The sequence below is a fragment of the Paraburkholderia sp. SSBN10T genome, from assembly GCF_056619545.1.
Window position 1 is genome coordinate 62,134 of sequence record NZ_JBWQQI010000029.1, and the last position, 13,433, is coordinate 75,566.

15 protein-coding genes and 1 pseudogene are annotated in these 13,433 nt (G+C 62.3%); 8 read left to right on the forward strand and 8 right to left on the reverse strand.

Annotated elements, in window-relative coordinates; all coding sequences use genetic code 11:
- Positions 1 to 6: 6 nt before the first annotated feature.
- Positions 7 to 339 (reverse strand): DUF2282 domain-containing protein, encoded by a 333-nt coding sequence (bufA1, locus tag AC1ECK_RS32025; protein WP_341315648.1) that lies wholly within the window; start codon positions 337 to 339, stop codon positions 7 to 9.
- A 132-nt stretch (positions 340 to 471) separates the two neighbouring features.
- Between bufA1 and AC1ECK_RS32030 the strand changes: the two genes are divergently transcribed.
- From AC1ECK_RS32030 to AC1ECK_RS32040, 3 genes are all read left to right on the forward strand, one after another.
- Positions 472 to 1,131 carry a sigma-70 family RNA polymerase sigma factor gene (locus AC1ECK_RS32030; RefSeq protein WP_480326516.1) on the forward strand — a complete coding sequence of 220 codons (660 nt, stop codon included), beginning with the start codon at positions 472 to 474 and terminating at the stop codon, positions 1,129 to 1,131.
- Entirely contained in the window at positions 1,128 to 1,784 is a 657-nt protein-coding gene (locus tag AC1ECK_RS32035; RefSeq protein ID WP_480326518.1) for an NrsF family protein, read from the forward strand. Before AC1ECK_RS32030 ends, AC1ECK_RS32035 begins: the two co-directional genes overlap by 4 nt.
- A gap of 72 nt (positions 1,785 to 1,856) precedes the next feature.
- Complete coding sequence (locus tag AC1ECK_RS32040) at positions 1,857 to 2,078, forward strand: GDCCVxC domain-containing (seleno)protein (RefSeq protein ID WP_480326520.1); 222 nt, start codon at positions 1,857 to 1,859, stop codon at positions 2,076 to 2,078.
- Positions 2,079 to 2,135: 57 nt separating this feature from the next.
- Here AC1ECK_RS32040 and AC1ECK_RS32045 read toward each other — a convergent pair.
- From AC1ECK_RS32045 to AC1ECK_RS32075, 7 genes and pseudogenes are all read right to left on the reverse strand, one after another.
- A pseudogene (locus AC1ECK_RS32045) lies at positions 2,136 to 3,179 on the reverse strand (YncE family protein).
- 10 nt (positions 3,180 to 3,189) lie between these two features.
- Positions 3,190 to 4,413 carry an MFS transporter gene (locus tag AC1ECK_RS32050; RefSeq protein ID WP_480326522.1) on the reverse strand — a complete coding sequence of 408 codons (1,224 nt, stop codon included), beginning with the start codon at positions 4,411 to 4,413 and terminating at the stop codon, positions 3,190 to 3,192.
- Entirely contained in the window at positions 4,389 to 4,490 is a 102-nt protein-coding gene (locus AC1ECK_RS32055; RefSeq protein WP_480326524.1) for a twin-arginine translocation signal domain-containing protein, read from the reverse strand. The genes AC1ECK_RS32050 and AC1ECK_RS32055 overlap by 25 nt, the downstream gene beginning before the upstream one ends.
- A 38-nt stretch (positions 4,491 to 4,528) precedes the next feature.
- Positions 4,529 to 5,713, reverse strand: coding sequence for a chromate transporter (locus tag AC1ECK_RS32060; RefSeq protein WP_480326526.1), 1,185 nt, complete (start codon positions 5,711 to 5,713; stop codon positions 4,529 to 4,531).
- Positions 5,710 to 6,690: a chromate resistance protein ChrB domain-containing protein gene (locus tag AC1ECK_RS32065; protein ID WP_480326528.1), complete on the reverse strand. Its 981-nt coding sequence runs from the start codon at positions 6,688 to 6,690 to the stop codon at positions 5,710 to 5,712. Before AC1ECK_RS32065 ends, AC1ECK_RS32060 begins: the two co-directional genes overlap by 4 nt.
- 414 nt (positions 6,691 to 7,104) lie before the next feature.
- A complete protein-coding gene (locus AC1ECK_RS32070) occupies positions 7,105 to 8,202 on the reverse strand; it encodes a diguanylate cyclase domain-containing protein (protein WP_480326530.1) in 1,098 nt (365 codons plus the stop codon).
- A 176-nt stretch (positions 8,203 to 8,378) separates the two neighbouring features.
- Positions 8,379 to 8,723 carry a hypothetical protein gene (locus AC1ECK_RS32075; protein WP_480326532.1) on the reverse strand — a complete coding sequence of 115 codons (345 nt, stop codon included), beginning with the start codon at positions 8,721 to 8,723 and terminating at the stop codon, positions 8,379 to 8,381.
- Between the two features lie 219 nt (positions 8,724 to 8,942).
- Here AC1ECK_RS32075 and AC1ECK_RS32080 point away from each other — a divergent pair, with 219 nt between their 5' ends.
- The 5 genes from AC1ECK_RS32080 (at position 8,943) to AC1ECK_RS32100 (ending at position 13,329) form a co-directional block, all read left to right on the forward strand.
- Positions 8,943 to 9,596, forward strand: a complete 654-nt coding sequence (locus AC1ECK_RS32080) for a lytic transglycosylase domain-containing protein (protein WP_480326593.1) — start codon at positions 8,943 to 8,945, stop codon at positions 9,594 to 9,596.
- Between the two features lie 251 nt (positions 9,597 to 9,847).
- A complete protein-coding gene (locus tag AC1ECK_RS32085) occupies positions 9,848 to 10,675 on the forward strand; it encodes a DUF2242 domain-containing protein (RefSeq protein ID WP_480326534.1) in 828 nt (275 codons plus the stop codon).
- Between the two features lie 824 nt (positions 10,676 to 11,499).
- Complete coding sequence (locus tag AC1ECK_RS32090; protein ID WP_480326536.1) at positions 11,500 to 11,775, forward strand: hypothetical protein; 276 nt, start codon at positions 11,500 to 11,502, stop codon at positions 11,773 to 11,775.
- A gap of 358 nt (positions 11,776 to 12,133) precedes the next feature.
- Positions 12,134 to 12,886 carry an IclR family transcriptional regulator domain-containing protein gene (locus tag AC1ECK_RS32095; protein ID WP_480326538.1) on the forward strand — a complete coding sequence of 251 codons (753 nt, stop codon included), beginning with the start codon at positions 12,134 to 12,136 and terminating at the stop codon, positions 12,884 to 12,886.
- 224 nt (positions 12,887 to 13,110) lie between these two features.
- Positions 13,111 to 13,329 carry a hypothetical protein gene (locus AC1ECK_RS32100; protein WP_480326540.1) on the forward strand — a complete coding sequence of 73 codons (219 nt, stop codon included), beginning with the start codon at positions 13,111 to 13,113 and terminating at the stop codon, positions 13,327 to 13,329.
- Positions 13,330 to 13,433 lie beyond the last annotated feature (104 nt).

Genomic DNA, 13,433 nt, shown 5'->3' on the forward strand with positions numbered 1-13,433 from the left:
GTCGGCTCAGCTTGCCTGCAGCTTGCCGCCCTGAATCTTCGAGCAGTCACCCGCCGGCAGGAGCACGAACGACTTTGTATCGCGCGCCTGGGTAGCTTGACCGGCACACGAATGGGCGCCCTCGGCGCAGTCGTTCTTCGCGACCGCATTGACGCCGTAGCATTTTTCCAGCTTGTTCTTCTGCATCCGCATCATGTTGTCCTGGACGACCTGCGGCATCTTGCTCATGTCTTTCATCTCCTGCGCCTGTCCTGGCAATGCCTGCATCGCAAGCGCGAGACCGATCGCGGCGGAGAGGGTCGAAGCGGCGAGTAGCGGCTTACCCAATTGCTTGCTCATTTCGCATCCTCCTGAGGTTGAGGTCGCAGAATCGCAACCTGAAGGAAGATTCGTCGGGCAACGGGCAAAGGTTACGCCGCCCGCAAAATTTATTTTTTAGGAAAGCGGCCGCTCAACGTGCAAAATTGGTGCATGTCCTCCAGAACACACCGCCCCGACCCAACGTTGGGTATCGTACGGAATGCTCAGGATGCAGGCGTGCCTGATCGCGCTCCCGGACCACGCGAGACCCGCGCCGACGGAACGCTCGACTGGTCGATCCTGATGGCTCACGCGCAGGCGGGCGACCGGGACGCATACCGGCGCCTGCTCGAAGCGATCACGCCGTATTTGCGGGCGCTCGCGGCACGCCAATTCGGTAACCGGTGCGATGTCGAAGATACGGTTCAGGACATTCTTCTGACCATCCACGCGGTGCGTCAGACGTACGATCCGGCCCTACCGTTTGGCCCCTGGCTGATCACCATCGCCAACCGGCGCATCGTCGACGGACTGCGGCGCCAGGGACGTCTCGGCGCGCATGAAGCACCGTTCGATCTGGACCATGAAACCTTTCAGGTTGCCGAAGCGAATCTACAGGAAGAGGCGGTGGATGCCCGAATGGTGCGTGACGCCGTTGAGCACCTGCCGGCCGGGCAACGGGACGCAATACGCATGCTGAAACTTGACGAAATGTCGCTGAAGGACGCCGCTGCCGCGAGCGGCATGTCCGTTGCTGCGCTGAAAGTGGCAACGCATCGGGCGCTGAAGAATCTGCGCCGGTTGATCGAAAAGCGGGGTGGCAAGTCATGACCTCAACCTCCGATCTGATCGATTCGCTGGTCGCGGACGCAAAGCCGGTGCGGCGCCTGCGACCGCCTGTGATAAGGGCCCTGTGCTGGCTGCTGTTTGCAGCGTTGATGCTGACGCTCGTCGCCCTGGTGCATGGCGTTCGTCCTGACCTCATGCTCAAGCTGCGTCAACCCACTTTCGTAGTTAGCGTTGGGGCGGCCCTGATCACCGCCGTGCTCGCCTCGACGGCGTCGTTCATCGCGAGCGTGCCGGGCCGCTCGCGACGGTGGCTATGGCTACCTGCACCCGCCGTGGTGGTGTGGATGTCCACGATTGGCTATGGCTGTCTGACGAACTGGGTGAGCATCGGGCCGGAGGGGATGTCGCCGGGCGAAACCGCACGCTGCTTTGCGACGCTCGCGGTCACGGGTATCCCGCTTTCGCTGGTGATGCTCATCATGCTGCGGTACGTGGCGCGTCTGGCTCCCACGCCTGTGGTGATGACGGGAAGCCTTGCAGTTGCCGCGACGACCGCGGTCGCTTTGTCGCTGTTTCATCCGCTCGATGCGACGGTCATGATCCTGACGTGGAACTTCGGCGTGGCGACGCTGCTCCTGGCCCTCAGCGGCCTGTATGGACGCCGGCTGTTCGGCTGGGTGGTGCCGCAAGGATGACCCAGTCCGACGCTCTGACCAGGGTGACCACGAATGCGGGCTATCCCTCGACTCTACAGAAGTGAGGCCGCGATGGATGCGATCGTCCTGGAATCCGTGCTGACCTGTCCGCATTGTGGTTTTGCCCGACAGGAAACCATGCCCACGGATGCTTGCCAGTTCTTTTACGAGTGCAGTCACTGCAAGGCTCTGCTGCACGCCAATCCGGGCGACTGCTGCGTATTCTGCTCGTTCGGTTCCGTGAAGTGCCCGCCGATGCAACAGCAGCGTCGCTGCTGCGGGGCGGGTGGGTAACCGAGGTGTTGGCATCAAGGTGTTGAAACCACAACCGCGGTGCGGCTCGTGACGGGCTCAGCCTTTCGGCTCCATGATGCGCAACGTCGTTCGCCCCTGAACATTCTTGAGTGGGAAGTAGGCGCGATGTGTCGAGTTGTCCACTGCGACGACATGCGCATTGGGGCCAACGTGGCCGTCGCCGACCTTCGACACATGGCCTGCATCGGTCTTGAACATGGAGACGATGCCGGCTTCGCCGGCGACGTAGAGCAGATGCAGTTGCGAGTCGAAGGCGAGGACGTCCGGATCCTGGCCCACGTCGAACGACGAAGTGACGCGCATCGTGTGCATATCGAGCACCAGCAGCTTGTCGTTGCCCTCGCAGGCGATGAAGGCGAGTCTTTGCTTCGGTTCGATTAGCAGCCCGTGATTGCCTCGCGCGCCCGGCAGATCGATGCGTGTGACGATCCGGTCGGTGGCGGGGTCGATCTCGACCAGTTGTCGCTGTGATTTCTCGTTGACGAAAATATGCCGGGAAACCGGATCGTATTGCGTATTGCCGACCTCGCCACCCAACGGAATTGTTGCAATCCGTGCGTTCGATCGAACGTCGATCACTGTCTCGGTCTCGCCCGTTTCGTCGGAGACATACAGCTTGTGGGCGTCAGGTACATAAGCCATGCCGTCGGGGTAAATGCCGCCCTGCAGGCGTGCAGTGATCTTGAGCGTGGTTTCGTCGATCGCGACGATTTCATTTGAGCCGGTGGCCTACGCATACACGCGTGACAGCTCGGGAATGGCGAGTACGCCGTGGACAGAGGTCACGCCTGGAATCCGGGCGATCACGCGCTCGGCGCGTGTGTCGAACACGACCACCTCGCCGTCACCCAGATGGGCGACAAACAGCAGATGGCGATCCGCGTCGACGCTTGCGTAGTCGAGCCGGGTCGGCCGTCCGCCCAGCGGAACGTCGGCGACCTGTTTCAACGGAAGTGCGTCCATTTCAACACTGTCGTCTGCGCCTGATGCGGAGAACACGACGGCCCCCAGTCCGGCAGCGATGGCGCACGCGACAGGAAACAGCCAGCGGGCGGCGGAGCGGGTCCGGAGTGCATTCATGGCGGGAAATTCAATCCGTGAGTTTCACGCGCCGGAATGCTCCCAGCAGCGTCAGGTCGTAGCCGATCTTGAGCAGGCCACAAGCAACAAGCGGTGCGCTGGTCCAGCCCATCGCCAGCAGTGCACCAGCCAGCGTGGGGCCGAGCGCCGAAGCGAGGCTTCTGGGGACCGACGTGAAGCTCGCAGCCGCCGGGCGCTCGGGCGGCGTCACGACTGCCATCACGTAGGCGGTTCGGGTTGGTACGTCCATTTGCGACAACGCGCTGCGCATGAGTAGTAATACCAGCGTCGACAGCAACGACGGTGCGAAGGCAGCAGCGATCAGGCAGAGGCTGGACGGGATGTGGGTGAACACCATCGTATTCAGCAAACCAATTTTGCGCGACAGTGGCACCGCGGCGAGCTGGGAGCCGGCCGTCAACATCCCTGTCCAGAAAAAGAACTGGCCAGCGGCGGCCAGCGAAAGTCCAAAGCGCTGCATCAGCCACAGCGACAGCAACGAGTTGACGACGAGGCCGCCGGCAAATGCGTCCACACTGAAAAGCAGCGCGAGTCGCGTGACGATCCCCCGCGACGGACCCAGCGGCGCACTGCGCGACCGGTCCTGCGACTGCGGCTCGGGCAGCCTGCGATAGAGGAACCATAGCGCGATGCCAACCAGCGCATAAACACCGAACATCGCGCGCATGGCTGCGAGCAGTGACAGGCCCACATGCGCGACGAGCCAGCCCGGAATCGCGGCCGCCAACGCGCCTGTCGCGGCGGACACCGCGCCCACCAGACTGTAACGGGCGAATATCGCCGTACGGGCGTCCCCGGCGGCCGAACCAGCGAGACGCGCCAGTTCCAACGGCAGGAACAGGCTGACGTCACCTAAACTGGGATTGAGCGTGCCGACGAACGCAACAAGCAGTAACGGCCAGAGTGCAGACAAGCTGACGAAACCCATGCCGGTCGCGGTCATCAGGCCTGCCGCCAGAATGAGCATGCGACGCAGTGTATAACGACGCGCGAAGATGCCGACCAGGATCGTTGCTGCTGCCGAGCCGATCAGTGTGGCGCTGCTGACCAGTCCCACGTCCAGTTGACCGAAACCGAGCGCGAGCAGGTACGCGGGCAGCAATACGGCGACAAATCCGTCGCAAATGCCACGTAATCCGCGACCGATGAGGATCGGCAACGCGCTTGCGTCGGCGCCAGCCGGCAGCATCAGGCGTATTCTTCTGCGGTACATGCGGTTTGCGCCTGGGCCAGCATGATTCCTGCGCCGGCAGCAGCGGTGTCCTGCAGGAAGGTACGACGTGTTGCCATGATGACGTTCCTCATGGATTGTGCGCACGCGCGTGCCCTTAGAGGGCGTGCGAATGGATGAGCGGATAGACAGCAAGACCAATCAGGGCCGCCGCAACGACGATCACCGGCTCCTGCAGCTTCTTGAAACGCCAGAGAAGCACAAGCGTCACAAGGGCAAGCGCAACGGTCGGCCAGTCGACGATGGAGCGCCGCGCGATGACAATCACCGAGCCGGTGATCGCACCCACGGCGGCGGCGGTAATGCCGTCGACGAACGCCTTGATAGCGGGTAACTTGCCGTATTTCTTGAAGTACGGCGCGGGCAGCACCGTGAACAGATAGCAGGGCAGAAAGGTCCCGAGCGCGGCGACGCAAGCGCCCGAAAATCCCGCGACCAGGTACCCGATGAACCCGACCGTGATGACGACCGGCCCCGGCGTGATCATCGCGACGGCGACCGCGTCGACGAATTGCTTGTCGTTGAGCCAGTGGTGTTCCGTCACGACGCCGCCGTAGAGGAACGGCACGATCGCGAGTCCCGAGCCGAACACGAACGCTCCGGCCTTGGCGAAGAAAAGTCCGATCTGGCCGAGCAGTGGCAGATCGAGACCGCTCAGGACGCCGCTCACAGCCGGCGCCTGCGTTACGGCAAGCGCATTCAATCCGCCCCTGCCGGGCCATTTAGGCGGAGCACGCCAGAACCAGTTGAGCAGGCCACCCGCGATAAACAGCCACGCGATTTCGGACTCGGTGACCACGGTGACGACCACTAGCGTCAGGAATATCGCCCACAGCAGTCTGTCTTTGCCGACGGTCTTCCTGGTCAGCTTGTACGCGCTCATCGCGATGATTCCGACCACCGCTGCACCCACGCCGTAGAAGACTGCCTGCATCCAGGAGAGGCCGCCATACTGGGTATAGGCCCAGCCGAGCGCTACGACCATCAGAAACGAAGGCAGGACAAAAGCGATACCGGCCACCGTTGCACCGACGACGCGGTAATGGACGTAGCCGAGGTAAATGCCGAGCTGTGCGGCGAGAGGCCCTGGCATCATCTGAGCCAGCGCCAACCCCTCCTTGTAGTCCTGTTCGCTGATCCAGCGGCGGCGCTCGACGAGGTCGCGGTGCATGTAGCCGACCAGCGCCACCGGGCCGCCAAAACCGGAGGTGCCGAGCCGCAGCATGTAAAGGGCCATCTGGCCGAGCGTGTAGCCCGGCGCGGTCGCCGTCGTGGTGGTCATGACCGGCCTCCCGCGTTGCTGTTTTTTGTGCGCGCCGTAAAGTGCGCGTAGATTGAATCCAGCACGCGACTCATCTCATCGAGCAGTTGATCGTCGTCCAACCCGCGCTGCCGCGCGCCGGCCATTACCGCTTCGAAGCCGATCGCCTCGGGCACCGGTGCTCCGCCGACATCGAGTGCGTGCACCATTTCACCGAGCCGAAGAAGCGCCGCGTCGTCGTCGAGACCGAAGCTCACGACCAGAACCTCGAACGTCACGCGCTCGCTCACGTGTGTAAAGGCGGCACCGTCGAAGTCGAAGCCGAGTGCATCCGGCGGGCAGGCCTCCGGCGAAGCCAGCCAGAGGAAGCGTGCCGTTGGGTCGATGAAGCGACGGATCAGCCATGCACTCGCGACGCGATCGACCCATAGCCGTTGCCGGGTTGCCCACGTGCGGGCCTGGTACTCGTCGCGCCGTAGCGGCCGGATGGCCCGCTCGGCTGCATGCGGCTCACCCGGCGACAGGACCGTATCCGCGAGCGTCAGAAAGTCTTCCCAGGCGACCTCGGCGTCGGTCGATGCCGAGCCCGGGAAGTAGTCGATCGTCCGGATCGCGTCATAGTCCTTGCGGAGACGCCGTAACAGGCGGGCGACCTCCGCTGGTGGCTGGCCCCCCAGAGTTTTCCGCGTAGCCCCCAGTGATGCGACAAAGGTCGCGTAATCGCCATTCCGATCGAACAGTGCGCGAAAGTCCGCTTCCTGCGACGGGTTCAGGCTTTGCGCTCGCAGCAGATGCGCGGTGCCGCCGGCTTCATCGATACTGCCAGCGAGTTCGCGCAGCATGTCCTCGCGCTCCGCGGTGTGTGGCAGCAGGTAAATGCCGTCGCGCAGGACGGCGCACCCCTTCGCTTTCAATGCCCGCCACGCCCGCATGCGCGCGGTGGCGTTCTCGGTAGGAAAGGTCAGGACCAGTACGGCCCAGGTCGTTAAGGTATTCATGTAAATGAAACTACATCAACGTAGAGTAATCTACAAGAATGGTTTTTGATTTGCAGGCATCCGCGGAGGTGCACTTGATCCTCTGCGCATGGCGCTCGCCGGAACTTCAAATGGCGTGCCCGGACTGGTTGCCTCGGCGGCGAAGCGCCCGAAAACCCCCTGGTTCTGGCCGCTCCGGCCATTCAGGCAGCCGGCAATGCGTCTCCCGGACATGGATCAGACATATCCGAAAAGGCGGCTGGCGCTGGATATTCGAGTAGTGCGGTTCTGAGGCAAGGCGTCTTAACGTACGTAATCCGTTTCCTGACTGCATCTTAGCGGTCACGCTGAACGGTTCCGCCCATTGCTGGAGATGCGAGCCTTCACACGCAAGTCACGCGGAGTCCGAACTGAGTCGCGCGCCAAGCTCTCGTTCTACCGCGTCATTCTCACGACGTTGGACGTGCCGTGCCTTGGGGACGCTCCAAAGCGGTATGTCGACCGGCCCCCCTTTTTGGCTTCATACATCGCCGCGTCAGCGACGTCGAGCAACTGCTCGACAGTATCGGTCCGGTCGGGATAAGTCGCGATGCCGATGCTGACGCCAATCTGGAATCGCCCAGCGTATTTCCTGTCACCGACCTCGCGAACGCATGCAATCATGCGCCCCGCAAGCTGGCGCAACTGTTCGTCGTCACCGCATTCGGTCGCGAGCAATACGAACTCGTCGCCACCGACGCGGGCGAGCATGTCCTGCTGCCGCGTCGCCGCACGCAGCGCTTCGCCGAGTTCGCACAACAACGCGTCCCCAGCGCTATGGCCAAGTGCATCGTTGACGCTTTTGAAGCCGTCGATGTCGAGGTACAGCAGGCCGGTTCGCCTCAAACCATTCGCAGAGGAAACTGCCAACGTGTCGATGGCAGCAAGCAACTGCCGTCGATTCGGCAGGCCAGTCAGCGGGTCGTGCGCGGCCTCCTGGTCGAGCGCTGCGGAATAGGCATGAATTTTCGCAAATGCGCGTCGCTGGATGAAGAGTGTGTAGACCAGCAGACAACACACCAGAACAGCAACAACTGCCAGCGCTTCTGTACCGTACACCAGCCGGCCGTGCGCATCGCGAGTCGCGACCCGGCGCTTTTCCCGCCAGTCATTCAGCAACTGGCCGAGCTCGCTGCGAAGGCTATCCATGTACCGCTTGCCTTCGTTGGTCTGCACGAGTGCGATGGCCGCAGCGCGATTGCCTGAGCTGGCCAGTTCGATACTGCGGGCCAGTTCCGCCACTTTGGCCGTCTTCGCGTGTTCGATACGCCGAACCAGTTCGAGGGACTTGTCATCATTGACCACCACCTGTTGAAGATGCAGGACCGTGTCGTCCAGGTCCTGCACCCCCTGGTGATAGGGCGACAGGTAGCTTTCATCCCCCGTCAGCAGATACCCGCGCTGGCCGGTCTCCGCATCTTCGAGATTGTGCAATACCCTGTTCGCCGCGCCGAGCACTGCGAACGCCTCTTCGTCGCGCAGTTCGTCGTTCACGATGACGCTGGCTTCATAGACAAACATCCCGGCTGCGACCAGCAGGCCGAGGGCTATCGCCGCGTAAAGAGCGATAAAGCGATTACGGTCGGCTTTCGCTGAGCGGGATTGGCGCGAAGGCAAGGAGGTCTCCGTTATATTTGCAATGAATCAGCGGTTTTCAAAGCCCGCCGATCTCAAAGTGCCTCGTTGCACAGCGCCATCATCCTCTGCACCATCGTGCTGGCGCCATTGAGTTCCATCTCACTGGTAAACAGTGCCTGCACGCTCGACAGCCGAACCGCAACGCCTGCATCGAGCAGATCCTTGCTGGCAATCTTCAAGGCAAGCTGGCCGATCCGTACCCGGTCGAGCCAATGCATGGCCAACTGGTTCTTCTGCAGCCACTGACGGCAGCATTCGACCACATGGTCCACTCGCCATTCGTTGGTCAGCGCGTACGACGCCGCGGCAATCGCGACGAGGAAACACAGCAAGTCGGGACGCGCACTATCGGGTTCGGAGAATTCGGGTTTGGTCATGCTGGTTGGCCTGACTACGGAGCGTTGATCAGCATCATCACATATGGACGTGGGCGCGTGAATCAACATCCACGTGAAAACGACCGGCGATTTCGGCCCTGGCGCCGATTCCGCAGGACCGATTTTCGTCGAGCTGACAATGTTCTGAAGATTTGCTGCCTATTTTTTCGGCACCGGTATAATACGGGCCTTATTCTCTCGAACGAACGTTACCCGCTCATGAGCCGGCTACTCTGTCTGATCATGCTTTCGCTGGGCCTCGTGCAGACTGCAATGGCCGATGAGAGCGACCACGACCGCATCTCGGAATATCTGACGCAAAAGTTCGGTCTCGCCAAAGCGAAAGCCGAGCAGATTTCCGGCGCCGTGCAAACCGCAGCGGTGAAATATTCGCTGCCGCCGGCCCTCCTGCTGGCGATCATCTCGATCGAGTCCCGTTTTAAAGAAAAGGCCAAGGGTCCGCGTGGCGCTACCGGTTTGATGCAGGTCGTGCCGGCCGCCCATCGGGGGCTGCTGCGCAACGTCAAAGACTTGACCGAGCCGGACGCCAACATCGAAGCGGGTTCGGCGATTCTGCACGGCTACATGCAATCGGCGGGCGGCGATCTGAACCTCGCGCTAAAGAGCTACGGCGGCTCGATGGCTTACGCGCAGAAGGTCAGCCTGCGGGTTCAGACCTTTGCGCCGGTGGTCGGCAAACCGGACAACGCGGCCCCTTCGGCCGCGCAAACCGCCGCCTGCGACGCACACGCTATCGACAATTGCCCCACGCCCGCCAGCGGCGCGCGATCGTTTTTCATTCCGTCCGCTACGGCGACGCCAGACTCCGCTTCGATCGGCCTGTCGGCCGCCGCGCCGGCTGCGGCGCCGTGATTCGACCCTGAGTGCATCCTGATCGCGTCCTGAATTTCTGATTGCCTGACGCGCTCTTGCCAGCCAGTGTGCACGCTGGCGGCGCTGCGGCCAGCGGCCCATACAGCGCGCCGCGCACCACTCCCACCCTGACGAACGGCCTACAAAGCTTTTTGTATCAACGTGTTACCTCACCGGCTGTTGTTTTCGCTCTGCTTGGTAACCGCTCTACAATGCAGGCCACGACGTTAAGTAGTCTGCCTTCCGGAATCATGCGCACCTCATTTTCTAAAGCCACCGCGGCCTCGCTGTTCGGGCTGCTCGTACTTGCTGCCTGTTCGAGCTCGCCGCAACCGAAATTTCAAACGGAACAGTTCGACACGGGCGCGAGCCCGTTCGCCCACAATTTCAACGCGAGCACCACCGACACCTGCGAAGCCGCGCGCCGTGCGTTGCTAAGCCAGGGTTATATGACGACCTTGACGCATCCCGATACCGTCGACGGCTCGAAGAATTTCCAGCCCAGCGGGGATTCGCACATCGTGGTGGAGTTTCACGTGGTCTGCACGCCGGGTGAAGAGACCGGCGATACCAGCATCGTTTACGTGAATGCGGTGCAGAACGGCTTCGCGCTCAAGAAAAGCGCTACCTCGGCGAGCGTCGGTCTGAGCGTGCTCGGTTCGGTGTCGCTGCCGATCCACTCGAACAACGACGAGATGGTGAAGATCTCTAGCGAGACGATTCCGTCGGGCAAATTCTACGATCGCTTCTTCGCGCTGGTGGATCACTACCTTCAGACGGTCGTACGTACGGTCCCGGTCAAGTCAAGCGACGTGGTGAGCACGCCGCTGCCGTTACCCGCGCCTGTGCCCGTTCCTGCTCCAGCGGCGGTTCCGGATGCGGCTCCTATGCCGGTCGTATCCACACCGGTGCTGGCGACTACGCCGGTGGTGGCGCCGTCCTCCAGCGCGTCGAATGCTCCGCTCAAGACGCCGGCGGTTTCGGGTGTTTCGGGTAACGGCGCAGCGCCGGTCGATCCCGATATTCTGGGCCGTCCGGATATGACGCCGGCGGCCAGTTCGACCGCTGTCAGCCCATAAGGGCGCGCGGCGCCTGTCATTTGTTGAGCGGCGGAGAGGTTTTTTGCTGCCGCGCCCAGTTTTCCCCAGTCTTTTACTTCATATGTATACCTATGTAGTAATAGTTAACAAGGGCGGGCGCTTCCTGTGAACAAGTGGCAAATTCTCCGTCGCGTCAACGCTGTAACAAAACCATAACAATGCGGGACGCGCGTGCAGAGGCGCGACGGGCCGGGGATAACTTCGGCGCCGTTGCGCGCCGCGCACCGGTTATCAAGATTCCGCACACAGGCTGTTAGTGCGGCTATCCCGGAGTTGTCCAGAGGTCCACGTGGATAACCTTGTGCTGTTTCCCTTCATTCCCGCTCAAGATTGCCGCCGGCCGGCCGTTTAACTGTTATCTGAACGGTGCTTTCGCGGGCGGCGTCGAGCGTTCAACGGGTCCTTGCATCCAGCGCGTTACGGTCGCCAGCGCACATACTGCAGCGCGCCAATGCGCGCACATTGGTAGCGGACGGTGTCGACCTCCGGGGTGTGTTTCTTCCACCGCGACTGTTGCTATTTAGTCAAAAACCTCACAGCAGTGCACCGTCCAGGCATAAAGTTAAAGTGCTTTATCAAGTTACTTGTGCAGTGCGGGGGTGTGCGATGAAACGTAGAACAGCACGACAGCTTGTCCGTCTACTCTCAGACATCCGACATTCTGCCCATTGCAGGACCTTGAGGGCCGCGGCGACGAACCGCGCCATGGAACTGGCCGCAGCCGAAGCCGAAGAAGCCTCCGCCCCCGAAAGCGCCGACGAAGCGCGCGAGGTGCAGCAGGACGAACGCGTCTGGAGACGATCATGAGAGCTGCAGGTGAGCGGTCGCTGCGTTTTCTGGTCGAAAAATGGCTCGCGCCGAGCCCGTCGATCCCCGTTCGTGTCACCGAATTCAGCCGTACCCGCATGGGTGGCCGACGCTATGTGCGGGTCGAAACCGCGCTGACGGCCGGGGCGCGCGGCCTGTTCTTTTTCAGGCACGACGACGGTTGCTGGTGCGTGTTTCCGCCCACGGCAGATCACCGCAAGGCGGCCAACGAGGACCTCGCCGAACGCCTGGGGCTGGTGCAATCCTGGTGAAGTGAGTGGCTTGATCCTGCCGGCAGCCTGGACCCGCAGAGCGGTTGCCCGCATTTGCCGCCGCACTAGTCACCGCATCTGCAGCCGCGCTGGCCGGTCTGCGCAGAGGGAGGGCTGACCCGTTTGCCCGGCGAGTCAGTCAATCGCCTGCTCGTCCAATCGAAGAACAACCATGTCGGAATGACGGCGGCGACGTATCGCTATTGAACGTGTGCGCCGGTCACGTCTCGCAGATAGCCGTCGAGCACGGTTGCGCCGCCTCCCGGGCGCTCAAGATCTCCCCACACAGAGCCGCAGCGCGCGATAATCGCGCAAACGCGCCGGTGTCCGAAGCGGACGCGAACCTCAGGCGGAGACTATGGACGACAAGGACTGGATCGCGGGCGCGGCCAAAGCGCTGGCGATCATCGAGGCGTTTGACGAGGAACATGCGCGCATGACGCCGACCATGGTGGCGTCCCGGGCGGCGCTATCGCGCACGGCGGCGCGCCGCTACTTGCTGACGCTGCGCGAACTCGGCTATGTGGACACCGACGGCAAGCTGTTCTGGCTCGCGCCGCGCGTGCTGCGCCTCGGTCAATCCTATCTGGATTCGGCGCGCTTGCCGCGCACCGTGCAGCCGTTCCTGCAGCGGATCACGGCCGCGGTGCAGGAAACCGCGCTGGTGGCGATTCTCGACGAACACGATGTGGTCTACGTGGCGCGCAACGGCGTGAACCGGGCGATGGCGGTCGGTTTCGTGCTCGGCTCGCGGGCGGCGGCGCCGTTGTCGTCGGCCGGCCTGATCCTGCTGGCCTTCCAGGCGCCGGAGGATATCGACCGGTGGCTTGCGTCATACGAAATCAAGGTCTTCACGCCGAAAACCTACTCGACCATCGAGCAGCTTCGCGAGGTGCTGGCCGAAGCGCGCCGCAATGGCTACGTCGTCACCGATCAGCAACTCGAACTGGGCATGCGCGGTGTCGCCGTGCCATTGCGCGACCGGCACGGTTCGGTGGTGGCGGCGATCAGCGTCAGCATGCCGATCGGGCAGGAATCGGCAAATGCCGCGCTCCATCGGGTCCTGCCGACCTTGCAGGAGACCGCCAGCCTGCTGCGCAACCTGGTCTGACGCGCCTCGAACCGCGCTCCGAATGGCGCGCCGGGAGACTGAAAGGGTGGCGAAAGAAACCTGTCTCCCGGAAAATACATATCGAATCATATGGGATGACAAACGCCCTACGCTGCGTAATACTCCCCCGCGGGGAGCCGCCAGGCGCCGCGTCGCCATGTCTGCTTCACCATGCTGTTTTCATTCACATTGACTATCAGTCGTTCAGGTTTGGGGATTAACACATGAAAAAAGTCATCGCCTCGCTCGCAACCGCAGCCTTCGCGCTGGTGTCCGTTCAGGCTTTCGCACAAGCATCCGACGCAGCAGCACCGGCAGCCGCAGCGCCGGCAGCAGCTAGCGCCACGAAGCATCACAAGAAGCTGAAGACGCATGGTAAGCGTGCCAAGGTTTCGGCTGCCGCATCGGCTGCCGGCACGAACGACAAGGGTACGCAGAACTAAGCAAGTCAGCTTGGGTTTGCGTTGTCCGCCATGCGAGCCTTGCCGGTACGCACCCGCACACGGCCAAACGGCCGGCGCGGGTAACGGGACCGGTAGGGAATTGC

What these genes read in the sequence shown, in the direction of transcription:
- AC1ECK_RS32095 (WP_480326538.1), top strand. Translation starts at nt 12,134, where the DNA reads ATGGACGACAAGGACTGGATCGCGGGCGCGGCCAAAGCGCTGGCGATC.
- AC1ECK_RS32035 (WP_480326518.1), top strand. Translation starts at nt 1,128, where the DNA reads ATGACCTCAACCTCCGATCTGATCGATTCGCTGGTCGCGGACGCAAAG.
- AC1ECK_RS32080 (WP_480326593.1), top strand. Translation starts at nt 8,943, where the DNA reads ATGAGCCGGCTACTCTGTCTGATCATGCTTTCGCTGGGCCTCGTGCAG.
- AC1ECK_RS32065 (WP_480326528.1), bottom strand. Translation starts at nt 6,690, where the DNA reads ATGAATACCTTAACGACCTGGGCCGTACTGGTCCTGACCTTTCCTACC.
- AC1ECK_RS32050 (WP_480326522.1), bottom strand. Translation starts at nt 4,413, where the DNA reads ATGTACCGCAGAAGAATACGCCTGATGCTGCCGGCTGGCGCCGACGCA.
- AC1ECK_RS32075 (WP_480326532.1), bottom strand. Translation starts at nt 8,723, where the DNA reads ATGACCAAACCCGAATTCTCCGAACCCGATAGTGCGCGTCCCGACTTG.
- AC1ECK_RS32100 (WP_480326540.1), top strand. Translation starts at nt 13,111, where the DNA reads ATGAAAAAAGTCATCGCCTCGCTCGCAACCGCAGCCTTCGCGCTGGTG.
- AC1ECK_RS32085 (WP_480326534.1), top strand. Translation starts at nt 9,848, where the DNA reads ATGCGCACCTCATTTTCTAAAGCCACCGCGGCCTCGCTGTTCGGGCTG.
- AC1ECK_RS32055 (WP_480326524.1), bottom strand. Translation starts at nt 4,490, where the DNA reads ATGGCAACACGTCGTACCTTCCTGCAGGACACCGCTGCTGCCGGCGCA.
- bufA1 (WP_341315648.1), bottom strand. Translation starts at nt 339, where the DNA reads ATGAGCAAGCAATTGGGTAAGCCGCTACTCGCCGCTTCGACCCTCTCC.
- AC1ECK_RS32030 (WP_480326516.1), top strand. Translation starts at nt 472, where the DNA reads ATGTCCTCCAGAACACACCGCCCCGACCCAACGTTGGGTATCGTACGG.
- AC1ECK_RS32090 (WP_480326536.1), top strand. Translation starts at nt 11,500, where the DNA reads ATGAGAGCTGCAGGTGAGCGGTCGCTGCGTTTTCTGGTCGAAAAATGG.
- AC1ECK_RS32040 (WP_480326520.1), top strand. Translation starts at nt 1,857, where the DNA reads ATGGATGCGATCGTCCTGGAATCCGTGCTGACCTGTCCGCATTGTGGT.
- AC1ECK_RS32060 (WP_480326526.1), bottom strand. Translation starts at nt 5,713, where the DNA reads ATGACCACCACGACGGCGACCGCGCCGGGCTACACGCTCGGCCAGATG.